Genomic DNA, 21,442 nt, shown 5'->3' with positions numbered 1-21,442 from the left:
AATGAGCGATCCGGATGCCCCCACGCCCCTGTTGATCGATGATTCGGCGGTGGTGTGGTCGGTGGATGCTTCCGAGTTGTCGGAACGGCTCGCGGTCGAACCGCTCGTCGTCGTGATGCACGGCCGGGGGTCGCACGAGAACGACCTCGCCGGCCTGTTCCCGTCGCTGCCTGAGGGGGTCGTCTACGCCTCGCTGCGCGCGCCGCTCCCGGGAGCGCCGTTCGGCATGGGCGGCTGGACCTGGTTCCCGCCGGGCGAGCCGTCGAATCCCACGCCGTCGACGGCCACGGCCGCGGCATCCGCGGTGCTCGGTTGGCTCGACCGGATCGAGGCCGAGTTCGGCGCGCCGCCGGCCGTCGCCGTGATGGGGTTCTCGCAGGGCGGCGTGATGTCGATCCAGCTGATGCGGCTCGCACCGCACCGGTTCGCCGCCGCGGTCAACCTGTCGGGCTTCTCGGCCTCGGGCGAGGAGCCGGGCGATGCCGTGCTCGCCGAACTGCGGCCGCCGTTGTTCTGGGGGCGTGACACCGAGGATCCGGTGATCGCCCTGTCGGGTGTCGAGCGCACCGAGGCGTTCGTGGCGGGGCATTTCGACACGTCGGCGCATTTGTATGCCGGCGTCGGGCATTCGATCTCGCTCGAAGAGTTGGGCGACGTCTCGGCCTTCTTGCGACGGGTGCTTCCGCTCGAGGCGGCGGATCAGGTGCCCTCGAGCGTCGAGTAGTCAGGGCGAGGTCTCATGGCGAAGAAATCCGGTGCCTCCTCCGGCGGTCCGACCACGGCGGCGACGGCGGCTCTGATGCGGGCCGGTGTGCTGTTCACGCCGCACGTCTACCGCCACGATGCCGCCTCGACCGATTTCGGTGCGGAGGCCGCTCGGGAACTCGGAGTCGACGCGGCGCGGGTCTTCAAGACGCTGATGGTCGACACGGATGCCGGCCTCGGCATCGGTATCGTCTCGGTGAGCGACCAGCTCGACCTCAAGGCGCTGGCCGGCGCCCTCGGCGCCAAGCGGGCGGCGATGGCCGACAAGGGCCTGGCCGAGCGCAAGAGCGGCTATGTCGTGGGCGGCATCAGCCCGGTGGGCCAGAAGACGCGGCTGCCGACCGTGATCGACGAGTCGGCCCTCGAGTTCGCCACGATCTTCGTGTCGGGCGGCCGGCGAGGGTTCGACATCGAGCTCGCGCCCGGGGATCTGGCCGGGATCGTGGCGGGGAGCTTCGCGGTCATCCGGCGGGGGTGAGGTGGGGAGCGGGGCGGGCGTGCCGTTGCCCTGACGGCTTGGGGCGGGGTGCCGTTGCCCCGACGCCGAGCCGCCCGGCCCGACCCGCTCGGGAGGCCGTCCGCCGCGCGGGAGGCCGTTTCGGCCGCCCGAACGCCGCGGACGCCGCCAATGGCCTCCCCCACGGCGGGCCACCCCTCGCGGCCTCGCGTCGGGCACGCGGCATCCGGTGGCCTCCCGGCGGGGGGTGACCTCGCGCGGCGTCGCGATGGGGTCGCGGCATCCAGTGGCCTCGACGATCGAGGTCGAGTCGCGGCTGCGAGTCGGGGCAGCGGTCGGGAGGCCATCCCGCGCTCGGGAGGCCGTTTCGGCCGCCGGAGGGATGAGGTTACGGCCGGCGGCCTCCCCACGGCGGGCCACCTGGCGCGGCGCCGCAGCGGGGTCGCGGCATCCGGAGGCCTCGACGATCGAGGTCGAGTCGCCGCCGACAGCCGGGGCCGCTGCCGGGAGGCCATCCCGCGCTCGGGAGGCCGTCTCGGCCGCCCGAACGACGAAGCTACCGCCAGCGACCTCCCTACGGCGGGTCACTCGGCGTGACGACGCGGTGTGGTTGCGGCATCGGGTGGCCTCGGCCCGGGCGGGAGGGCTGGTGGCCAGCAGGCCGGCGGAGGGACTGACGGCGGGGTGGGCGGTCGGAAGGGCGGGCGGCGGGACCACCGTTGACAGGACGGTCAGCCGCGGGGCGTCAGTAGGGGAGGTCGGCGGGTAGCGGGGAGCCGTCGACGATGTGCTGGGTCCAGCGGCGGAGGAAGACGGCTCCGGCGGCGTCGTTGGTGACGTCGGGGTCGGCGGTCAGCACGGGGTAGCGCGTGACGGGCACGCCCTCGGCCGGGCGGACATCGAGGTGGGCGACGTCGTAGCGCTCGGTGTGGAGCCACTCTGCCATGGCGTAGTCGCTGCGCGAGTCGCCGACGGTGCGCCAGGTGCGGGGAACGTGACCGGTGGCGGCGACGAGCGCGAGCGCCCGTTCGGCGCCGAGGTCTTTGCCGACGCGCACCGACTCGATGTCGGTCGAGATGATCGACGGATCGATGCGCAACAGCACCCGGCCATCGCTCGCGGGCTGCTCGTCAGTTCTCCACACGACGCCGATGTCGAAAGTTCTGCACAGATCAAGCACTGCCCGGTCGAAGACGGGCTGGATCGCGAGATAGTCGTCAGACGCGACATCCGTTCGCTGCTCGACCGAGACCATCGTGCGTTTGGTGCGGTCGAAGAACATCGAATCGGTGAAGCGCGCGGTGACGAGTTCGTCGATCGCGGCGGTCAATGAAGCAGGAACCAGGAGGGTCTCATCGATGGAGAGGTCGCCGACCCCGGCGGGGGTGATTCGAAACCACACCGCGCCTTTCTCGCACACGCCGAAAACCCTGGCCTCGGGGCTGAGTCCGCCGTCGACCAGGGGGCCGACGACTTCGCCCTGCAAGAACTGGTCAGATCGTCCGGTGTTGAACACGATCGGAACCCCGGCGTTCGCGAGCGTCACGAGGTCTTCGGCGATGGACGGGATGGCGATGCTGCGCGTGAGCGGGCTGGCGATCGGCCCGTCGACGTCGAGCAGCAGGCCGAGATCGGGGAGGTCTGAGGTCACTCGCCCATTATCCCTGCAGGCAGGGGTGCCTCCCGGTGCCGGTCACCGGCCGCGCGGCAGCGCCCGGCCGAAGGCGGTGTGCACTCCGGGCGAGAACAGCACCGAATCCGGAGCACGGTCGGCAAGCCCCGCGAATCCGGCGGCGGCGAGCAGTTCGTCGTCGAGAAACCGCAGGTCGGCGTCGACGACTTGCCACGGCTCGTGTGTGTTCGGGATGAACCTGGTGGGTCTGCGTCCGCGTGCGATATGGAGCCCCCAGCGCGCGGTGAGGAAGACCGCGAGGTCGTCGTTCGACCGATCGGTGGTGCCGGCGATCGCGTCGATGCGGCTGTGCGGTCCGGGGCCGCCGCCGAAGCCGTTGTCGCCTCGGCGCTCCGACCGGTAGCTGATGGTGCCGTCGGCGGAGGTCGTGATGCTCATGCGCGCCCAGCGATAGGGCAGTCCGAACAGGGTGTGGGCAGCGGTGACGGCCGCGAGGCGCGACGATTCGAGAGAGGAGAAGACGACCCCGTGGCGACCCTGATCGTCGATCGAATAGAGGCGCACGTTGATCTCGGGAAACGTGCCGACGACGGGGATGGGGCCAAGTGCGCGGAATCCGGGCGCCGTCGCGTTCGCGAGGCGGAAGGGAATCAGGCCGACCCAGGCCGAGCCGTCGAACAGGTCGGGGCGGGTTCCAGGCGGCAGGTGCGGGGCGACGAGGGCCGGATCGACGCGCCAGTGCAGGAAGGTCAGCGACTGCCAGTCCTGTTCGTGCAGCGGGCCGCCCTCGAGCGGCGGAGCGAATCGGCTGGGTGGGCTGACGGGCGTCAGAGCACCGGATGGCGTTCGCGCGGCGGACGGAGTCGGCTCGGCGGGCGGATTCGGCTCGGCGGACGGATTCGGCTCGGCGGACGGACTCGGCTCGGCGGACGGACTCGGCTCGATGGACGGAGTCGGCTCGGTGGGCAGAGTCGGCTCGGTGGGCGGCGGGGGCGCACTGGGCGCCATCAGTCGTCGGCGTCGATTCCGATGACGGCGACACCGACGCCGGGTGTGAGCAGGATGTCGGCTCGCTTGTACTTTCCCTCTCCGACGTTGACCTCCAGCCAGGTGGGCACAGCGGACTCGATGGCGGCACGGATCTCCTCTTTCACCGCGTCGACGTCACGCCCGGAGATGGAGTATTGCGTGCCGGCGTAGAGGATGTTGATGCGCTTCATCGAGGCCTGCCCTTCGTCGTGACTCAGGCTACTTGTCCCAGGGCCGCAGCGCCCGCCTACAGCACGGGCCGGCCGGGCGGATCGCGATGCGCGATGCAACACGCGCGCCCGTGCGCCGCGATGGCCGCGCCACTGTTCGAGTTGCCGCGGTCTTGGCCTACGCTCGGTGTGATGACCACGATCGCGACCCCCTACGAAGACCTGCTGCGAGAGACGCTCGAGCACGGCACGCCCAAGTCCGACCGCACCGGCACGGGCACCCGGAGTGTCTTCGGCCGGCAGTTGCGGTTCGATCTGTCCGAGGGGTTTCCGCTCGTCACGACGAAGCGCGTGCACTTCAAGTCGGTGGCCTATGAGCTGCTCTGGTTCTTGCGGGGCGAGAGCAATGTGCGCTGGCTGCAGGAGAACGGCGTCTCGATCTGGAACGAATGGGCCGACGCCGACGGCGAACTCGGACCGGTCTACGGGGTGCAATGGCGTTCCTGGCCGACGCCCTCCGGCGATCACATCGACCAGATCAGCCAGGTGATCGACACCATCCGCCGCGACCCCGACTCCCGGCGCATGATCGTGTCGGCGTGGAACGTGGCCGAGATCCCCGAGATGGCGCTCGCCCCCTGCCACGCCCTGTTCCAGTTCTACGTCGCCGACGGCAAGCTCTCGTGCCAGCTCTACCAGCGCAGCGCCGACCTCTTTCTCGGCGTGCCGTTCAACATCGCCAGCTACGCCCTGCTCACGCACCTCATCGCGGCGCAGACCGGTCTCGAGGTCGGCGACTTCGTCTGGACCGGCGGCGACTGCCACATCTACGACAACCACGTCGAGCAGGTCGAGCTGCAACTCTCGCGCGACCCCTACCCCGCACCGACGCTCACCATCACCCGCGACCGCCCGACCGTCTTCGACTACGAATACGACGACCTCGAGGTCACCGACTACCAGCATCACCCGGCCATCCGGGCGGCCGTGGCCGTATGACGGTCACCGGATGACGGTCGCACTCATCTGGGCCGAGGCTCACGACGGAGTCATCGGCGACCAGGGCGCCATCCCGTGGCACCTGCCCGAAGACCTCGCACGATTCCGCGAGCTCACCGCCGGCAGCACGGTCGTGATGGGACGACGCACCTGGGATTCCCTGCCGGAACGCTTCCGCCCGCTTCCCGGCCGCACCAACATCGTCGTCACCCGGCAACCCGACTGGATCGCCGAGGGAGCCCACGTGGCGCATTCCCTCGACGAAGCACTCGCGCCGTTCGCGGACGGCGCGCCGGCCGCGACGGACGACGGGAGATCCCGAACAGACGTGACCGCCGCGACCGGCGAGGCAGCGGCATCCGTCTGGGTCATCGGCGGCGGCGACATCTATCGGCAGGCGCTGCCTTACGCCACGAGGATCGAGATCACCGAGGTCGACATCACCGCTTCGGGCGACACCCGCGCACCTGCGGTCAGCGGCTGGCAGCGCTCGACGGCGCCCGATCACGGCTGGGCGACGTCGCGATCCGGGCTGCGCTACCGCTTCAGCACGCTCACCCGCAGTTCGCCCGCCCGCGGCGCCGACCCTGCCGACCGTGCCGGCGCCGACCCCGCCGGCGCAGACCTCGCCCAGCCCGACGGCGCCGCTCAGTCGTAGACGTGCGTCACGGTCCAGTGCTGCCCGCCCTGGTGCCGCACCAGATCGAACACCCGGCTCACGCCCGCCTCGTCGGTGGCCTGAAAGCGCCAGGCGATGAAGTCGGGGGCATGCGTCGTCCAGTACAAGCCCTCGGGCTCGGTCGGCTGATCGGTGACCCGCCAGCGCTGGCCGCGCCACAGCATCCGCACCGGAACCGCGTCAGAGAACCACAGCGTCGCGATGTCGGTCAGGTCGATCGTGGTCATGAGCACCTCCGCACTTTCGAACATATGTTCGATCGATCCACTATGACCGACGAAGGCGCGACACGCCAAGACCGCCTCCTCGAAGACGGGAGTACGTTCGAAGAGAGCGGGGAGCGCGACCGGGATAAGGCAGGCGCTCCCCACTCTCACCCGATGGTATCGAAGCGCGCGCGGCAGCCGGTACGGGTTGACTTCTCGACGCGGCCGAGGGTGCCGGTAGCGTGACCCGCGTAACGCAGGCCCTGCTCGTCACGACCGGCCGTCGAGTGACACCGGATGCCGCGGCGGCGCATACTGGTGGCATGGGCACCGTCGATCTCGAGGAACTCCGCCGAGCGCGCGACCTCATGGATCGCGAATACGCACGCCCCCTCGACGTGCCCGCGCTGGCGCGCACCGCCCTGATGTCGACCGCCCATTTCAGTCGCCGCTTCCGCGAGGCCTACGGCGAGACGCCCTATGCCCACCTGATGACCCGCCGCATCGAGCGCGCGATGGCCCTGCTGCGCCGCGGCGACATCAGCGTGAGCGACGCGTGCTTCGCCGTGGGCTGCACCAGCCTCGGGTCGTTCAGCTCGCGGTTCACCGAGATCGTCGGCGAGACGCCGAGCGCCTACCGGGCGCGAGACCATGACGCCACCCGGGTCGTGCCGAGTTGCTCGGCCATGGTGCTCGACCGGCCCCGGAGAGACCGCGCCACATCGAGCAGAAACGAAGAAGCCGTCGTCACGCCCGCGCACTAGCGTCTTGTGACATGACCATTTCACTCAGCCACGTGCACATCCTCGTCGACGACCCCGATGAGGCCCTCGCCTTCTACCGCGACACCCTCGGACTCGAGGTGCGCAACGAGGTGGAGAACGGCGGGTTCCGCTGGATCACGCTGTCGACCGCCAGCCAGCCCGAGATCGAGATCGTGCTCTCGCAGCCCCACGCCGGGGTGTCACCCGAAGACGGCGACGCCCGCGCCACCCTGCTCGCGAAGGGCGAGCTGCCGGGGGTGCTCTTCCGCACCGACGACCTCGACAGCACCTTCGAGAAGGTGCGCGCCGCCGGCAACGCCGAGATTCTGCAGGAGCCGACCGACCAGTTCTGGGGCGCCCGAGACGCCGCCTTCCGCGACCCGGCCGGCAACCTGGTGCGCATCAGCCAAGCCTGAGGCCGAGCAGCGCGCCGGCAGCGCGCCGGCACCGCACCGACACGACGAAGGGGTGGGAGCCGCAGCCCCCACCCCTTCGCGCCTGTTACCGACCGGCCGCTAGTTCGCGACCGCCTCCTCACGGCGCGGGAGCTTCCAGCCCGGGCGCACGTAGTGGCAGGTGTAGCCGTTCGGGTAGACCTGCAGGTAGTCCTGGTGCTCGGGCTCGGCCTCCCAGAAGTCGCCGGCGGGGGCGACCTCGGTGACGACCTTGCCCGGCCACAGGCCCGACGCGTCGACGTCGGCGATGGTGTCGACGGCGGTCGCCTTCTGCTCGTCGTTCAGGTAGTAGATGCCCGAACGGTAGCTGGTTCCGACGTCGTTGCCCTGACGGTTCTTGGTCGACGGGTCGTGAATCTGGAAGAAGAACTCCAGCAGCTCGCGGTAGCTCGTCTTCGCCGGGTCGTAGGAGATCTCGATCGCCTCGGCGTGGGTTCCGTGGTTGCGGTAGGTGGCGTTCGGGGTGTCGCCGCCGGTGTAGCCGACGCGGGTGTCGACGACTCCCGGGCGACGGCGGATCAGCTCCTCCATGCCCCAGAAACAGCCGCCGGCGAGGATCGCCTTCTCGGTCGTGGTCATCGTGCACTCTCCTTGCTGGCGGAGGCCGCGGCATCCGTCGTCGTGTCGAACAGGGTGGTGTAGTCGCCGTAGCCCTCGGCCTCGAGGTTCTCGAGAGGCACGAAGCGCAGGGCGGCCGAGTTGATGCAGTAGCGCAAGCCACCGGCCTCGGCGGGGCCGTCGTCGAACACGTGCCCGAGGTGGCTGTCACCGTGGGCGGAACGCACCTCGGTGCGCACCATGCCCCAGGTGCGGTCCTTCTTCTCGACCACGTTGGCGGAGTCGATCGGCACCGTGAAGCTCGGCCAACCCGATCCGCTGTCGAACTTGTCGACCGAGGCGAACAGCGGTTCTCCCGACACCACGTCGACGTAGATGCCCGGCTGGTGGTTGTCCCAGTACTGGTTGCGGAACGCCGGCTCCGTAACGTCGTCCTGGGTGACGCGATACTGCTGGCGGGTGAGGCGGGCGAGCGCCTCGGGGGTCTTGCGGTACTCGGTGGTCACGTGAGATCTCCTTAGTTCACACCGCTGGCTGCGGCGGTCACTAAAGAGAACACCCGTTCTGCCGTGGATGTTCCGGATGCCGCGCACTCATCCACCGGTCACAGCCAGCTCTCAGCAAGCTCCGGATGCCGCTGGGCGTAGCCTGCAGGCATGGGTTACACGCGTGCCGAACTCGACGCTTTCCGGGGCCGGTCCATCCCCGATGTTGTGGGACCCCACCCCCGCTTGCTGCTCGTCGGCATCAATCCGGGCCTGCACACCGCCGCGGTTCAGGCGCCCTTCAGCCGGCCGGGAAACCGGTTCTATCCGGCGCTGTTCCAGGCCGGCATCGTCGATCACGTCATCGACGCGTCGTCGGGACTTCAGCCGACCGACCGCGAGCAGCTGCTCGATCGCGGTGTCGGCATCACGACCTTGGTCGCGGGCGCCACCGCGCGAGCCGACGAACTCACGACCAGCAGCTCATCGAGGGCGCCGACGCCCTGCGCCCCCGCGTGCGCGATCTGCGGCCGCGGGTGGTGGCGATGCTCGGCATCACGACGTTCCGCATCGCCTTCGGGCAGCCGAAGGCGACCGTCGGCCGGCAGCCCATGGACTTCGAGAACGCCGAGCTGTGGGTGGTGCCGAACCCGAGCGGACTCAACGCGCACGAGTCGGTCGCCTCGTTGGCCACTGCCTACCGAGAGGTGGCCGTGGCTGCCGGAATCGACGTGGGGAAAGATTCGGTAACGACTTAGATACGCGCCTGGCAGCGGGAGTTCACGCGGAGTACTTTTTGGGGCGATGGGATTGTCTGTTGGAGGGGTCCAATGGAACTCGAACCGAACGAACCACCCGTGGTCTCGTGCGTGACCGGCTTCGTCGTGTCGGCGAGCGGTGCGGCGGTGATCTCGGCCGCCCTCACGGCACAGCCGGTGGTGGTGGCGCTCAGCGCGGCCATCGGGCTGGGCTCGGTGGCCTACTGGTTGTGGTCGTCGCGGCTGCGGCCCGAGGGTCGCGTGGCGAGGTCGATCAGGCCGATGTCGTCGGTCGCGCCGAGGGCCGGCGTCGTGCCGGGTTCTGATGTCACGCCGATGACTCCCCCGCTCGCCCAGGCGCCGGGGCGTTCGCCGTCGGCTGCCAGCCCGGCTGCTGCCGAATCGCGGTCGCTATCCGCCGGCTGATCTGCGTCAGCTGGCGCTGCTGAGCCTTGGTCAGCGGGTCGAAGATCACCTGTTGCAACGTCGCGAGGTGCGCCGGCGTGGCGTCGTCGAACCTCGTCAGACCCTCGAGGGTGAGCACGGCGAGCGTCGATCGCCCGTCGCTCGGGTCGGGCTCGCGACGCACCCACCCGCGCGCCTCGAGCCTCGACACGGCCCGTGACAGCCGGGTGAGCGAGCTGTTCGCGTAGTCGGCGAGCACGCTGAGTCGCAGTGTTCGCTCGGGCGCGTCAGCCAGCGCGTAGAGCAGGCCGTACTCGAAATGCGTGAGCTCGAACCCGGCGGCCAGCGGCGCGTCGAGCGCCGGCGGCAGCCACTCGAGCACGGTCGCGAACGCCGACCAGGTGTCGAGTTCGTCGTCGGTGAGCGTCGGATCGCGGTCGTGCGGCATGGCTTCAGAGTAGTAGCTTTAACTTGACTGAGCAAGTAAATGCGTCAAGAGTCGACGCAAAGGAAGTGAGCGAGTGATGGATCTGCACCTGGCCGGCAAGAGAGCGTTCGTGAGCGGTTCGACCCAGGGCATCGGCTACGCCATCGCCCGGGCGTTGGCCGGCGAGGGCGTGAGCGTGGTGATCAATGGACGGGACGCGAGCCGGGTCGAGCAGGCCGTGCGCGCGCTGCGGGCCGAGGCCGCGGAGGCCGCCGAGGCCGCGAGGACTGCCGGGGTCACGGATGCTACGGGTGCCGCGGAGGTCGCCGAGATCGGGGGGATCGCCGCCGACTTCGCGGATCCGGCGCAGGTCGAGCGACTCGTCGCCACCCTCGGCGAGGTCGACATTCTCGTGAACAACGTCGGCCTGTTCGGGGTGACGCCGTTCGGCGACATCCGTGACGACGACTGGCAGCGGTACTTCGACGTCAACGTCATGAGCGGCGTGCGACTCTCGCGAGCGCTGCTGCCCGGCATGCTGACGCGGGGATGGGGTCGCGTGCTCTTCATCGGCAGCGAGTCGGGGGTGAATGTGCCCGCCGACATGGTGCACTACGGCGCGACCAAGGCGGCGATGCTCGCCGTGGGGAACGGGCTGGCGAAGCTGACCCGCGGCACGGCGGTGACGGTGAACTCGATCCTCGGCGGGCCGACCTATTCCGACGGTGTCGCCGGAGCGGTGGACGGACTCGCGGAGACGCAGGGACTACCCGCCGCCGACCTCAAGGCCGCCATCATCGGCGGCAACAGCACCACGCTGCTCGAGCGGTTCATCGAGCCCACCGAGATCGCGAACCTGGCGGTCTATCTGGCGAGCCCGGTGTCGTCGGCGACCAACGGCGCGGCGGTGCGTGCCGACGGCGGGGTGCTGACCAGCACGCTCTGAGCACCCGCCATCACGCGGCGCCCGCCGTCACACGGGCCACCGTCACGCGGCGAGGTGGAACGTGGTCGCGAACCGGTCGAGCAGCAGACCCCGCCCGTGCAGCACCTCCACCACACCCGTGGCGATCGCGCGGTCGGGGGCGATCTCGCCCGAGATCAGCCGCCGGATGTCGGCGCCCGCGCGGAAGGCGAGGTCGGCCGGCCCGTCGCCGCGCTTCACGTCGAGCGAGGGGCCGTCGACCCGGATCAGCAACTCGGCCGCACCGAGTCGTGCGGCGTAGGCGGTGGCCGGCAGGTCGGCCGCCACCTCAGGCTGGAAGGCCGTGCGCAGATCCATCGTCATCGAGTCGGGTGTGATGATCTGCTCCTCGCGCGGGTCGCCGAGCGCCTTGAAGCCCCATGCACCGAGCGCGAGCACGATCGGCTCGAGCTCGCGGCCGTAGGAGGTGAGCTCGTAGATGATCACGCGCGAGCGCGGCGCCCGGCGGATGACGCCGGCCGCCTGCAGCTCCTTCAGCCGCGCCGCAAGGATGTTGCTCGGAATGCGGGGAAGCCCCGCGGCGAGCTCGCCGTAGCGGCGCGGCCCCACGAGCAGGTCGCGCACGATGAGCAGCGCCCAGCGCTCGCCCACGAGTTCCAGGGCTCGCGCGGCGCCGCCGTACTGCCCGTAGTCGCGGGCGGCCACGAGCCTCAGGCCTGCTGCGTCGCGACGGCCTCGGGGCCCTGTTCGGCGGCCACCGGGTCCATCCACCCGAACTCGAGCAGGTTGCCGTCGGGGTCGCTGATCTGGCGCTGATACATGAAGCCGTAGTCGGATGCCGGCCGCGCCTCGGTCCCACCGGCCGCGAGACCTGCCTCGACGGTCTGGTCGACCTCGTCGCGGCTGTCGACGAAGATCGCGGTCGACACCGACGGGTTGACCGCGGGGTCGCCGATCGGCAGGTCGGTGAAGGTCTGGAAGTAGTCGCGCACGAGGATCATGAAGAAGTTGTGATCTTCTTCGACCACCACGCAGGCGGCGTTGTGGTCGCTGAACTTCGGGTTGATGCTGAAGCCGAGCGCCGTGTAGAACGCCTTGGCGCGCTCCAGGTCGGTCACCGGCAGGTTGACGAACATCGCGGTCATGGTTATCTCCCTCTCCTGAGTCCTTATGTGGACGGTGTCAGCACTTGCAAAATACAAGCGCTGCGTCAAGGTCGAGGAGTCATTCGATCGGCCGGCCGCCGACCTACGAGATCTTCACCCCGCGAAAGCTCGAACCGGAGTTCCTCTCACCCCGACAGACGCCGCGAAGACCGAGCCGGCGAGCGGCTGCTCACCCTCGTCGAGGTTCTCGCGACTAGTGGTGATGTAGAGGGTGCTGAGATCGGGGCCGCCGAACGTGCAGGAGGTCACTTTCGTGACGGGCAGTTCTACGATCTCGGCCAGTGCGCCGGTCGCGTCGTAGTGATGCACGGCGCCACCCCCGTACAGGGCGACCCAGACCCCGTCTTCCGCATCCACCCAGAGCCCGTCCGGGTTGCCCACGCCGTCCGCCAACACGACGAGCGGTCGACGGCCTGTCGGCACGCCGTCGACATAGTCGAAGACGTCGATCCGGCGGGTCGGGGAATCGACGTAGTACAGCCGCGAGCCATCGCCGGTGAAGCCGAGCCCGTTCGAGATCGTCACGTCGCCGAAGACGCGGTCGACCGTCAGGTCCGATCCCAGTCGCCAGACGGCGCCGGCGCCCGGAGCGCGCGTGTACGACATCGACCCGCAGAGCAACCTCCCCTCCGGGTCGCACCCGCCCTCATTGAAGCGGACGCCGTCGCCCGTCGGCCAGACGGGCTCGCCGACCCACTCGCGCTCCCCGAGCGCATCCCAGAGCGTGAACTCGCGCTCGGTCACCACGACGGATCCCCCACCGATTCGCGGCCGCACCATCGCGGCGACCGGCGACCCGGTGTGCATCCGCCCCACCGATCCGTCAGACGCCAGGGACAGCACGTCTCCCCTCAGCATGTCGACCCATTTGAGACCACCCCAGGCCTCTGACCACACAGCTCCCTCGGCGTGGTGGGCGGCCGGATCGGTGATCTGTTCGGCCCTGACCATTCGTGGTGACTCCCTTGTATGTTGGTTAACTCTCAATGTATGTTCTATTTATAACATCGATGGTTCGATCTCAAACGTCGATGGCCGCGTCCCCCACAGATCATCCCGCGCGAAGGAGCGCTCACCCCGATGAGGATCTCCGCCTTTCCGAAGGCCTATCTCACTCCCATGGTCGTCGACCGCACGATGTCGGTCTTCGACTGGATCGACCTGGCTCGAACCCTGCCCGTCGACGGACTCGAGCTGCACACCGGATTCTTCTGGGACACATCTCCGGCCGGGGTCGACCGCGTCGGGGATGCCCTCGCCGATGCCGGGTTCGAGATGCCGATGCTCTGCGCGTCACCTGATTTCGTGCATCCGGATGCCGGCCGACGGAGGCGCGAGATCGACGACCTGGCCGAGATGATCGGCATCTCGGCGCGACTGGGCGGCGAGCGCGCGACCTGCCGCGTGCTGAGCGGCCAGGCTCATCCGGAGACGTCGATCGACCAGGGGCTCGACTGGGCGAGCGAAGCCATCCTCGAGCTGATCCCCGTCGCGCGACAGCACGGAGTGACCCTGGCACTTGAGAACCACTACAAGGCCAGCACGTGGGAATACCCCGAATTCGCCCAGCGCAAGGAGGTCTTCCTCGCGTTGCTCGAACGCATCCCCGAGCGAGTGAGTTTCGGTGTTCAGTTCGACCCTTCCAATGCCCTGGTGGCCGGTGAGGATTCGGCGGACTTCCTGGAGCTGGTGGTCGACCGCGTGGTGACCATGCAGGCATCCGACCGGTATCTGCAACCAGGCACCACGCTCGAGTCGTTGCGCCAGGCCGACGGCACGATCGGCTATTCGCCGGCGCTTCTGCACGGTGTGATCGGCCGCGGCCTGAACGACTACGACCGCATCTTCCGAATTCTGACCGACGCGGGATACGACGGCTGGATCAGTATCGAAGACGGTGTGAACGGCCTCGACGAGATGCGCGAATCGGCGGAGTTCCTCGGCAGGGCCCGCGACGACTACTTCGGCGGATCGCACGCGGTCAGGGTGCGATCACACGACCTCGCGATGGCTGCGGCCGTGCAGGAAAGGACTGCGAGATGACTCACGAGACCACCACGATCCCGCTCGACACGGACTGGCTGTTCGGCGGCGAGATTCCGCTGCCGGGAGCGGAGGACGCGCTCGATCCCGCTCGGATCGCGGAGTATGCCGATCCGGATCTGGACGATTCCGGCTGGCAGCCCGTCACCCTTCCGCACACCGTCACGCCGCTCTCCTGGAAGCTCTGGAACCCGGCGACCTGGGAAAAGGTGTGGGCTTATCGCCGTCGGTTCGCGACGCCGGACACAACGGCCGGAGAACGCGTTTTCGTCGAGTTCGATGGCGCCATGACCACAGCGGTGGTCGCTCTGAACGGGGTCGTGCTCGGCACCCACCAGGGCGGGTACCTGCCGTTCGCGTTCGAGATCACCGACGGTTTCAGCCCCGACGGCGACAACGTGCTCACCGTTGTGCTCGACTCCCGATTCAACCTGAACGTGCCACCGAACATCACGGCGCCGGCGCTCAGCTCGTCGATCGACTACGCCCAGCCAGGCGGCATCCATCGCTCGGCTCGGATGCGGATCACGCCTCCTTCGTTCATCGAGCACGTGGCTCTCAGCCATCACGACGTTCTCGACCCGGCCGCCCGCCGCACGGAGATCGTCGTCACGATCGACGCGTCCGCCCCGGCGGCGGATGCGCTGCTCACCGCACGGCTGTTCGACCGAGAGGGCGCCGAGGTCGCGAAGTCGGTCTCCGAGCCCTGGGCGGTCTCAGCCGGGCGCGACACGCACACCCTCGAACTGACCGACCTGGGCGGGGTGCAGCTCTGGGACCTCGATGACCCGGTTCTCTACACGATCGAGGTGACATTGAGCGCTGGAGGGGATGCTGCATCCGAGCGGCTCGACCGCCACACGGTGCGCACCGGTTACCGCGAGGCCCGCTTCGAACCCGACGGCTTCTTCCTGAACGGCGTGCGTCGCTACCTGATGGGCGTGAACCGGCACGGCTATTTCCCGTTCGCGGGATTCTCGATGCCCGACCGGGTGCACCGCCACGATGCGGAGATCATCAAGAACGACCTGAACTGCCAGATCGTGCGCTGCTCGCACTACCCGCAGACGGAGTCGTTCCTCGACGCCTGCGACGAGCTGGGCCTGCTCGTCTGGGAGGAGTCTCCCGGCTGGCAGCACGTGGGCGATTCGCTCTGGCAGGATCGCGCGGCCGACGACATCGAGAAGATGATCGCCCGCGACCGCCACCGCCCCTCGGTCGTGGTGTGGGCTGCTCGCCTCAATGAGACACCCGACCGACCGGAGTTCTATGCGCGCACCGAAGCACTCGTGAAGCGCCTCGATCCGACCCGGCAGACGAGTGGCACGACCCACGGCGACTACGCCCGCGCGGGCGTCTTCCAGCACGACGTGTTCAGCTACGACGACTACACGACCCGCGTCGACGACGACGGCGAGCGGCGACCGGTGCTGCTGCCGCCCGCCGACGAGCGGCCCTACCTCGTGAGCGAGGCGATCTCGACCCGAAGCAGCCCCACCACGCTCTACCGTCGGGCTGACGGCGCACGTGTTCAGCAACATCAGGCACTCGATTACGCCTACGGCCACGACGACGCGCGCGGCGACCGGCGGTTCAGCGGTTTGATCGCGTGGGTCGGCTTCGACTACGAGGCGAACATGGGCAATCATTACCGCGGAGTGAAGACCTCGGGTCTTGGAGACGTCTTCCGCATTCTGAAGCCGGGAGGGGCCATCTACCGGTCACAGGTGTCGCCGCACGTGCGCCCGGTGGCCGAACCCGCGTTCACCTGGGACCCTCCGGAGTTCGGGCAGGCCAACGCCTTCGGAGATCGTGCGGAAGGCCGCCTCTGGGGTCCGGGCGAACGTGCCATGATCTGCTCGAACCTCGACCGCCTCGACGTCTACCTCGGCGATCGTCTGGCAGGGTCGGTCGCTCCCGATCGTGCCCGGTTCCCTCACCTCGACTACGCCCCGAGCTTCGTCGACCTCACGATCCTCGCGGGCGATGGGACCGATCTGCGCATCGACGGCTTCCTCGATGGCGAGCGCGTGCTTCAACGGAGGTTCTCTGGCGATCGCTCGGGGGACTCCTTCGCACTCACCGTCGACCATCCGCATCTCGTCGCCGATGGAGCGGACGCGACGCGCGTGGAGATCGCGGTGGTCGATCGCTTCGGCGAGGCGCGGGGTTCGTCGCGCGAGCGCATCGAGTTCACCCTCGACGGTCCGGGCACACTTGTCGGCGAGTCGCCGTTCGATCTCGAAGACACCGGCGCTGTGGGAGCGGTCTGGGTGCGCACCCATCCTGGAGTGCCCGGGGTCATCGCGCTCACCGCGACGACGAGAGAGCTCGGGAGCCGCACCGTCATGATCACCAGCCACGGAGCCGGGAGCATCCCGGATGAGGAAAGGACCACAGCATGATCATCGATCTCGAGGGCCGCGTCGCGCTCGTCACCGGAGCCGGGCGGGGGATCGGTCGAGACCTGGTGCTGCGCCTGGCCGACGAGAAGGTGACGACCCTTGCGCTCGACGTCAACGCGCACGACCTCGAAGCGCTCGGCGCCGAGTTGTCGGAGCGAGGAGCCACCGGCAGCCAGTTCGTCGCGAACGTCACCGATCTCGCTCGCATCCAGGAGGTCGTGGCCGAGGCCGTGGGGCTCTACGGGCGCATCGACATCCTGATCAACAACGCCGGCGTCACGGCGACCGGCCCGATCGACACTCTGCCCGAGGAGGCCTGGCGACGGGCGCACGACGTCAACCTCACGGGCACCTTCCTCGTCTGCAAAGCCGTCATCCCGGTGATGAAGGCGCAGAAATCCGGGCGAATCATCAATGCGTCGTCGTTCGCCGCCGTGGTGCCCAGCGTGGCGCACGCGGCCTACGCCTCATCGAAGGCGGCCGTCGCGCACTTCACCCGCGCGCTCGCCGGGGAGCTCGGGCCGTGGGACATCACCGCGAACGCCTACGCACCGGGCATGATCCCGACCGCGCTGAACCACTTCACGGAGCGGCCGCAAGCCGAGCAGGACGTGCTTCTCGACACACTGACCCTGCGGCGATGGGGCTCGACGGATGACATCGGCAACCTGGTGTGCTTCCTCGCCTCAGACCAGGCGTCGTACATCACCGGCACACTGATCGACGTGAGCGGAGGCAAGCTGGTCACGCAAGTGCCGCGCGTCGCCTACGACATGTTCGATTCGGGCGACGACGCCATCATCTGACGACCGGTCGACGGCTGCTCGGTCGCCTCGTCACGCGCCTCAGGCGTGCAGCACGACCAGCTTCTCCTGAAGCAGGTCGGCTACGGCGTACTTCACGCCCTCGAGCCCCTGGCCCGAGCCCTTCACCCCGCCGTAGGGCATGTGATCGGCCCGGAACGACGGTGGCATGTTCACCAGCACGCTGCCGGCCTCGGCGGTGCGGGCGTATCGCATCGCGACCGCGAGGTCAGCCGTGTAGATCGACGTATTGAGCCCGAAGTCGGCCGAGTTCACCTCGGCGATCGCCTCCGCCACGTCGTCGACCACGACGACGCTCACCACCGGACCGAAGGCTTCCTCGCAGACCAAGGGGCTCTGCCGGGGAACGTCGACCAGCACGGTCGGCGCCAGCACTCCGTCGACGACCGACCCGCCCGCGGCGACGCGGGCTCCGGATGCCACGGCCGAATCGATCCACGACACCAGCCGGTCTCGTGCCTCAGCCGAGATCAGAGGCCCGACGACGGTGCCCTCCAGACGCGGATCGCCCGCCTGGGTGTCCGCCACGAGCGCGGCGAGGGCCGCGACGAATCGCTCGGACACTCCGCGCGTCGCATACACCCGCTGCAGGGAGACGCACGCCTGCCCGGAGTTGCCGAGCGCGGCATCCGTCGCCGCCCGGGCGGCTCTGGCGACGTCCGCGTCGTCGGCCACGACCATGGCCGTGTTCGAACCCAGTTCGAGCACGTGCAGTTTGCGGGGCGATGCCGCCTTCAAAGCCCAGCCGACCTTCGACGAGCCGGTGAAGGTGATCACCGCGACCCGGTCGTCGTCTTGCCATGCGCCCACGACAACGTCGGGAGGCCCGGTGACGAGGTTGATCCATCCGGCCGCAAGGCCCGCCTCGTGGAACAGCGAGACCAGGAGTCCGGCGGTGAGAGGGGCGTGGTCAGACGGCTTCACCAGCACGGGGCAACCGGCGGCCAGGGCCGGTCCCACTTTGTGCATCAGGAGGTTGAGCGGAAAGTTGAAGGGCGTTATCGCCGCCACCACACCCCGCGCGATCGGAATGGTGAAGGCGAGCGTGTCGGCCCCGCCGGCCACGGCGTCCAGCGGCACTGTCTCTCCCGGGAGACGCTTGGCCTCCTCGGCCGACAGCTGCACCGTGGTGATCGCACGCCCCACCTCGGCCCGCGACGCCGTGATCGGCTTGCCGGTCTCGGCCGTGATGAGTTGGGCGAACTCTTCGGCGTGCTCGCCCATCAGCTCGCCGACCCGCGCGAGCGCCCGCGATCGCTCAGGAACCGGAAGGCCGGCGGCGAGCGCCCGTGCCGCGGCGTCGACCGCAGCTCGTGAGGCTGCGGCATCCGCCACTGCCACCGTGCCGATGATGTCACCGGTCCACTTGTCGGCCACCGGCCGGTTCTCCGGCGCGGCCACCCAGCCGCCGCCGATGTAGAGTCCTTGTTCCCGCATCCGTCCGATTCCTATTCCACTGTCGTGTGCTCGGCCGCGAGCGCATCGATGTTCGTCAGCACCGAGACCACGAACTCCTCGGTGGTGGCCGTTCCCCCGAGGTCGCCGGTCATGACGCCCGACGCGAGGCTCGCCTCGAAGGCGGTCACCAGGTGCGCCGCCGCGCGCGGGTGGCCGAGGTGCTCGAGCATCATCGCTCCGCTCCAGATCTGACCGATCGGGTTGGCGATGCCCTTGCCCGCGATGTCGGGTGCCGAACCGTGCACAGGTTCGAACATCGACGGATGCTTGCGCTCAGGGTTGAGGTTGGCGCTCGGGGCGACTCCGATCGAGCCCGTCACGGCGCTGGCCAGGTCGGAGAGGATGTCGCCCAGCAGGTTGGAGGCCACGAGCACGTCGAACGTCCACGGACGCAGCACGAGAGCAGCTGCGAGCGCATCGACGAGAATGCTGCGGAGCTGCACCGCGGGGTACCCCTCGAGCGTCTGCTCGACCACTTCGTCCCAGAACGGCATGGTGTGGATGATGCCGTTGCTCTTGGTGGCCGATGTGACCCGGCCGCTGCGGGTCGACGCGAGGTCGGCGGCGAAGCGGGCGACCCGGGCGATGCCGGTGCGGGTGAAGACGGTCTCTTGCATCGCGGCCTCGGAGGGCAGGCCGCGCCCGTACCGGCCACCGATCTCGGAATACTCCCCCTCACTGTTCTCGCGCACGATCATCAGGTCGATCGGGTCGTCGCGTCGGAGCACCGAGGGGATGCCCGGCAGCGATCGAGCGGGCCGCAGGTTCACGTATTGCTCGAACCGGCGGCGAATGGGGATGAGGAGACCCCACAGGGTCTCGGTGTCGGGGATCGACGGGTCACCGACGGCGCCGAGGAAGATGGCGTCATGCCGCGCCAGGAGGTCGAGCCCGTCGGCCGGCATCATGCGACCGTTCGCGCGGTAGTAGTCGGAGCCCCAGTCGAGCTCTCGCCACTCCAGCTCCACGCCGTGCACCTCGCGCACGGCGTCGATGCAGCGGATGGCGGCGGGCACGACCTCGAGGCCGATGCCGTCACCGGCGATCACGGCGATGCGTGCCGGACCCGTCGTTCCGCTCACGGCTTCGACCCCGCCAGCTCCGGCGATCCCGAGGCAGCGGTCGCGCCGACCTTCTCGATGGCGATGTCGAACTGGGCCAGCATCCGCTCGTCTTCAGGCCTCAGCCCGGAGTCGACGATCAGCCGGTCGATGGCGTCCCACTCACAGGTGCGCACCATCGCCGACGTCTCGAACTTCGACGAGTCGGCCAGCAGCACCACGGTGTCGGAGACGTCGATCAGGGCGCGCTTGGTGATGGCGTCGAAGCTGTTCCCGCAGTACGCACCCCGCTCGTTGAGACCGCTGGCCGCGAGGAAAAGCGTGTCGATGTGCAGGTTCGCCAGGGCGGCAAGAGTGGCCGGGCCCGAGAACGAGAGCGACTCCTGGTGCAGCACCCCGCCGAGACCGGTGATCTCGACGCCCTGGTTGTTGCTCAGGATGTTGATGGCTGGTAGCGAGTGCGTGATCACCTGCAATCGCCGGTCCTGAGGAAGCAGGGCCGCGAACTGGGCCGCCGTCGTTCCGGCGTCGACGGCGATCACGGCACCGGCTCCGACCAGGCCGACGGCGTGTTCCGCGATGGCGCGTTTCGCCTCGCCCATCTTCTGGTCGCGGTCGCCGTAGTCAACACCCGACACCTCGACCGGCGAGAGCGATCCGACGCCGCCGTGGAACCCGCGCAGCCGCCCCTCGCCGACGAGGCGCGCCACGTCGCGGCGGATCGTCATCTCGGAGACGCCGAAGCGCTGCGAGAGCTCGAGGATGGTGCTGTAACCCTGTTCGATCACGTACTGAGCGAGGATGTCGCGCCGCTCCGACGCGGAGGCGTATGCGAAGCGCCCATCAGTTTCAGTCATTCGCCGATCTCTTCCTTGACACCTTCGAGTCGCGACTTCCGAACGATGCCGGAGAGGCGCTTGAGGCGGGCGACCGACCGATCGGCCATCGCCTCAGCGGGGTCGCGTTCCACTACCGTATCCGCCCAGATCGCCCGCCCCGCAAGGAATCCACTCGCGCCGCCGGCACAGCTCTCGGCCACCGCGTCGGCGAAGTCGGCCTGTTGAACACCGTTGGAGAGCACGACCCACTCCCGCTCCGCCGCCTGCGTCAGCGCGCGCGACTGGTCCCGCACCTGGGAGAGGTCGCCCGGCAGATAGCCGGGCACCTCCGCCTTGTAGACGCTGGCGCCTCGCGAGAGGTCGGCGGCGGCCTCCAGGATGGCAGCGTGCCGGTCGGCTGCGTCGACCCAGGAGCCGCCCTCCGGCGGGCGAACGATGCCCTCGACGAAGCTCGCGACTCCCGCGGCATCGGCCAGTTCGAGGAATTGCTGCACGGTTCTCTCGTGGTCGCGCACGCCTCGACGCCAGATGATGAGCAGCTTCACGGCGGCGGCTCCGGTGGCCCGTACGAAGTCGGCGGTGACCTCCTGGTCGACCGAACTACCCACCACCCCCGCACCGCGCACGCTGTGCAGCACGTCGGCGGCGAGGATCAAACCGCAGCCGCGGTCGATCCAATCCGGTCGCTCGGGCAGCGTCACACCCAGTGGGCGGTCGACGAGCACGCCGGTGGCGTGAGGGGTGAGGATGCGCGAGGCCGTCTCTTTGAAGGATCGCAGCACCGCGTCATCCACCAGGGTTCCGTCGACCGCAGGGGGGAACATCTCCCGCAGCGATTCACGCTGATCGAGGGCGACCATCGCGAAGCCGCCCTCCGGCGTCTTGAGCGGTGCGAGCAGCGCTCCGGTCGTCGTGTTCGTGCTTGGCATCA

At 69.0% G+C, this 21,442-nt stretch carries 25 protein-coding genes and 1 pseudogene; 12 read left to right on the top strand and 14 right to left on the bottom strand.

From position 1 onward, the window contains the following. Nucleotide 1: 1 nt before the first annotated feature. The 3 genes from N1032_RS02135 to N1032_RS02125 all read left to right on the top strand — a co-directional run bounded on the left by N1032_RS02135 (nucleotide 2) and on the right by N1032_RS02125 (nucleotide 1,819). Nucleotides 2–724 carry an alpha/beta hydrolase gene (locus tag N1032_RS02135; RefSeq protein WP_259537169.1) on the top strand — a complete coding sequence of 241 codons (723 nt, stop codon included), beginning with the start codon at nucleotides 2–4 and terminating at the stop codon, nucleotides 722–724. Between the two features lie 15 nt (nucleotides 725–739). Then, nucleotides 740–1,243, top strand: a complete 504-nt coding sequence (gene ybaK / locus N1032_RS02130; RefSeq protein ID WP_259537168.1) for a Cys-tRNA(Pro) deacylase — start codon at nucleotides 740–742, stop codon at nucleotides 1,241–1,243. A 150-nt stretch (nucleotides 1,244–1,393) separates the two neighbouring features. Next, a complete protein-coding gene (locus N1032_RS02125; protein ID WP_259537167.1) occupies nucleotides 1,394–1,819 on the top strand; it encodes a hypothetical protein in 426 nt (141 codons plus the stop codon). Nucleotides 1,820–1,967: 148 nt separating this feature from the next. Here N1032_RS02125 and N1032_RS02120 read toward each other — a convergent pair whose 3' ends face one another. Genes N1032_RS02120 through N1032_RS02110 form a run of 3 tightly spaced genes read right to left on the bottom strand, consistent with a single transcriptional unit; the run spans nucleotide 1,968 to nucleotide 4,075 of the window. After that, the gene (locus N1032_RS02120; protein ID WP_259537166.1) at nucleotides 1,968–2,873 is read right to left on the bottom strand and encodes a hypothetical protein; all 906 of its coding nucleotides are present in this window, start codon (nucleotides 2,871–2,873) and stop codon (nucleotides 1,968–1,970) included. Between the two features lie 42 nt (nucleotides 2,874–2,915). Continuing rightward, nucleotides 2,916–3,863, bottom strand: a complete 948-nt coding sequence (locus tag N1032_RS02115) for a YqjF family protein (RefSeq protein WP_259537165.1) — start codon at nucleotides 3,861–3,863, stop codon at nucleotides 2,916–2,918. Then, nucleotides 3,863–4,075, bottom strand: coding sequence for a hypothetical protein (locus tag N1032_RS02110; protein WP_259537163.1), 213 nt, complete (start codon nucleotides 4,073–4,075; stop codon nucleotides 3,863–3,865). The genes N1032_RS02115 and N1032_RS02110 overlap by 1 nt, the downstream gene beginning before the upstream one ends. Nucleotides 4,076–4,246: 171 nt before the next feature. On the opposite strand from N1032_RS02110, the gene N1032_RS02105 reads away from it, so the two are divergent. After that, nucleotides 4,247–5,053 (top strand): thymidylate synthase, encoded by an 807-nt coding sequence (locus tag N1032_RS02105; protein ID WP_259537162.1) that lies wholly within the window; start codon nucleotides 4,247–4,249, stop codon nucleotides 5,051–5,053. Nucleotides 5,054–5,063: 10 nt separating this feature from the next. Then, nucleotides 5,064–5,711: a dihydrofolate reductase gene (locus N1032_RS02100; protein ID WP_310795909.1), complete on the top strand. Its 648-nt coding sequence runs from the start codon at nucleotides 5,064–5,066 to the stop codon at nucleotides 5,709–5,711. Here the strand turns inward: N1032_RS02100 and N1032_RS02095 are convergent. Then, nucleotides 5,702–5,959 carry a hypothetical protein gene (locus N1032_RS02095; RefSeq protein ID WP_259537161.1) on the bottom strand — a complete coding sequence of 86 codons (258 nt, stop codon included), beginning with the start codon at nucleotides 5,957–5,959 and terminating at the stop codon, nucleotides 5,702–5,704. The genes N1032_RS02100 and N1032_RS02095 overlap by 10 nt on opposite strands. 302 nt (nucleotides 5,960–6,261) lie before the next feature. On the opposite strand from N1032_RS02095, the gene N1032_RS02090 reads away from it, so the two are divergent. Further along, nucleotides 6,262–6,702 (top strand): helix-turn-helix transcriptional regulator, encoded by a 441-nt coding sequence (locus N1032_RS02090; protein ID WP_259537952.1) that lies wholly within the window; start codon nucleotides 6,262–6,264, stop codon nucleotides 6,700–6,702. An 11-nt stretch (nucleotides 6,703–6,713) separates the two neighbouring features. After that, on the top strand, nucleotides 6,714–7,118 hold the full coding sequence (locus N1032_RS02085; protein WP_259537160.1) for a VOC family protein: 405 nt from the start codon (nucleotides 6,714–6,716) through the stop codon (nucleotides 7,116–7,118). Between the two features lie 99 nt (nucleotides 7,119–7,217). On the opposite strand, the gene msrA is transcribed toward N1032_RS02085, so the two are convergent. Both msrA and msrB read right to left on the bottom strand, forming a co-directional pair. Then, complete coding sequence (gene msrA, locus N1032_RS02080; RefSeq protein WP_259537159.1) at nucleotides 7,218–7,736, bottom strand: peptide-methionine (S)-S-oxide reductase MsrA; 519 nt, start codon at nucleotides 7,734–7,736, stop codon at nucleotides 7,218–7,220. Beyond that, a complete protein-coding gene (gene msrB, locus N1032_RS02075) occupies nucleotides 7,733–8,221 on the bottom strand; it encodes a peptide-methionine (R)-S-oxide reductase MsrB (RefSeq protein ID WP_259537158.1) in 489 nt (162 codons plus the stop codon). Before msrB ends, msrA begins: the two co-directional genes overlap by 4 nt. A 150-nt stretch (nucleotides 8,222–8,371) precedes the next feature. Between msrB and N1032_RS28370 the strand changes: the two are divergent. Next, a pseudogene (locus tag N1032_RS28370) lies at nucleotides 8,372–8,958 on the top strand (mismatch-specific DNA-glycosylase). Between the two features lie 328 nt (nucleotides 8,959–9,286). On the opposite strand, the gene N1032_RS02065 reads toward N1032_RS28370, so the two are convergent. Further along, nucleotides 9,287–9,811, bottom strand: a complete 525-nt coding sequence (locus N1032_RS02065) for a MarR family winged helix-turn-helix transcriptional regulator (RefSeq protein WP_259537157.1) — start codon at nucleotides 9,809–9,811, stop codon at nucleotides 9,287–9,289. 76 nt (nucleotides 9,812–9,887) lie between these two features. On the opposite strand from N1032_RS02065, the gene N1032_RS02060 reads away from it, so the two are divergent. Further along, nucleotides 9,888–10,736, top strand: coding sequence for an SDR family NAD(P)-dependent oxidoreductase (locus N1032_RS02060; protein WP_259537951.1), 849 nt, complete (start codon nucleotides 9,888–9,890; stop codon nucleotides 10,734–10,736). A gap of 42 nt (nucleotides 10,737–10,778) precedes the next feature. Here N1032_RS02060 and N1032_RS02055 read toward each other — a convergent pair whose 3' ends face one another. The 3 genes from N1032_RS02055 to N1032_RS02045 all read right to left on the bottom strand — a co-directional run bounded on the left by N1032_RS02055 (nucleotide 10,779) and on the right by N1032_RS02045 (nucleotide 12,832). Further along, on the bottom strand, nucleotides 10,779–11,420 hold the full coding sequence (locus N1032_RS02055) for a winged helix-turn-helix transcriptional regulator (protein ID WP_259537156.1): 642 nt from the start codon (nucleotides 11,418–11,420) through the stop codon (nucleotides 10,779–10,781). A 5-nt stretch (nucleotides 11,421–11,425) separates the two neighbouring features. Beyond that, nucleotides 11,426–11,860, bottom strand: coding sequence for a VOC family protein (locus tag N1032_RS02050; RefSeq protein WP_259537155.1), 435 nt, complete (start codon nucleotides 11,858–11,860; stop codon nucleotides 11,426–11,428). A 114-nt stretch (nucleotides 11,861–11,974) separates the two neighbouring features. Beyond that, the gene (locus tag N1032_RS02045) at nucleotides 11,975–12,832 is read right to left on the bottom strand and encodes an SMP-30/gluconolactonase/LRE family protein (protein ID WP_259537154.1); all 858 of its coding nucleotides are present in this window, start codon (nucleotides 12,830–12,832) and stop codon (nucleotides 11,975–11,977) included. A 129-nt stretch (nucleotides 12,833–12,961) separates the two neighbouring features. On the opposite strand from N1032_RS02045, the gene N1032_RS02040 reads away from it, so the two are divergent. From N1032_RS02040 to N1032_RS02030, 3 genes are read left to right on the top strand one after another with little or no spacing between them, the layout of a single operon-like run. Continuing rightward, nucleotides 12,962–13,924 carry a sugar phosphate isomerase/epimerase family protein gene (locus N1032_RS02040; RefSeq protein WP_259537153.1) on the top strand — a complete coding sequence of 321 codons (963 nt, stop codon included), beginning with the start codon at nucleotides 12,962–12,964 and terminating at the stop codon, nucleotides 13,922–13,924. After that, nucleotides 13,921–16,329: a glycoside hydrolase family 2 protein gene (locus N1032_RS02035; RefSeq protein WP_259537152.1), complete on the top strand. Its 2,409-nt coding sequence runs from the start codon at nucleotides 13,921–13,923 to the stop codon at nucleotides 16,327–16,329. The genes N1032_RS02040 and N1032_RS02035 overlap by 4 nt, the downstream gene beginning before the upstream one ends. Then, a complete protein-coding gene (locus N1032_RS02030; RefSeq protein WP_259537151.1) occupies nucleotides 16,326–17,135 on the top strand; it encodes an SDR family NAD(P)-dependent oxidoreductase in 810 nt (269 codons plus the stop codon). Before N1032_RS02035 ends, N1032_RS02030 begins: the two co-directional genes overlap by 4 nt. Before the next feature lie 39 nt (nucleotides 17,136–17,174). On the opposite strand, the gene N1032_RS02025 is transcribed toward N1032_RS02030, so the two are convergent. The 4 genes from N1032_RS02025 to N1032_RS02010 are packed head-to-tail and all read right to left on the bottom strand — an operon-like array spanning nucleotide 17,175 to nucleotide 21,440. After that, nucleotides 17,175–18,590 (bottom strand): aldehyde dehydrogenase family protein, encoded by a 1,416-nt coding sequence (locus N1032_RS02025; RefSeq protein WP_259537150.1) that lies wholly within the window; start codon nucleotides 18,588–18,590, stop codon nucleotides 17,175–17,177. 11 nt (nucleotides 18,591–18,601) lie between these two features. Beyond that, the gene (locus N1032_RS02020) at nucleotides 18,602–19,693 is read right to left on the bottom strand and encodes a tartrate dehydrogenase (protein ID WP_259537149.1); all 1,092 of its coding nucleotides are present in this window, start codon (nucleotides 19,691–19,693) and stop codon (nucleotides 18,602–18,604) included. Further along, complete coding sequence (locus N1032_RS02015) at nucleotides 19,690–20,529, bottom strand: DeoR/GlpR family DNA-binding transcription regulator (RefSeq protein WP_259537148.1); 840 nt, start codon at nucleotides 20,527–20,529, stop codon at nucleotides 19,690–19,692. Before N1032_RS02015 ends, N1032_RS02020 begins: the two co-directional genes overlap by 4 nt. Next, complete coding sequence (locus N1032_RS02010) at nucleotides 20,526–21,440, bottom strand: aldolase (RefSeq protein WP_259537147.1); 915 nt, start codon at nucleotides 21,438–21,440, stop codon at nucleotides 20,526–20,528. The genes N1032_RS02015 and N1032_RS02010 overlap by 4 nt, the downstream gene beginning before the upstream one ends. Nucleotides 21,441–21,442 lie beyond the last annotated feature (2 nt).

It is taken from the genome of Herbiconiux daphne, assembly GCF_024979295.1.
In the GTDB taxonomy this organism is placed as follows: Bacteria; Actinomycetota; Actinomycetes; order Actinomycetales; family Microbacteriaceae; genus Herbiconiux; species Herbiconiux daphnes.
This window is presented reverse-complemented; position numbering and strand designations above follow the sequence as displayed.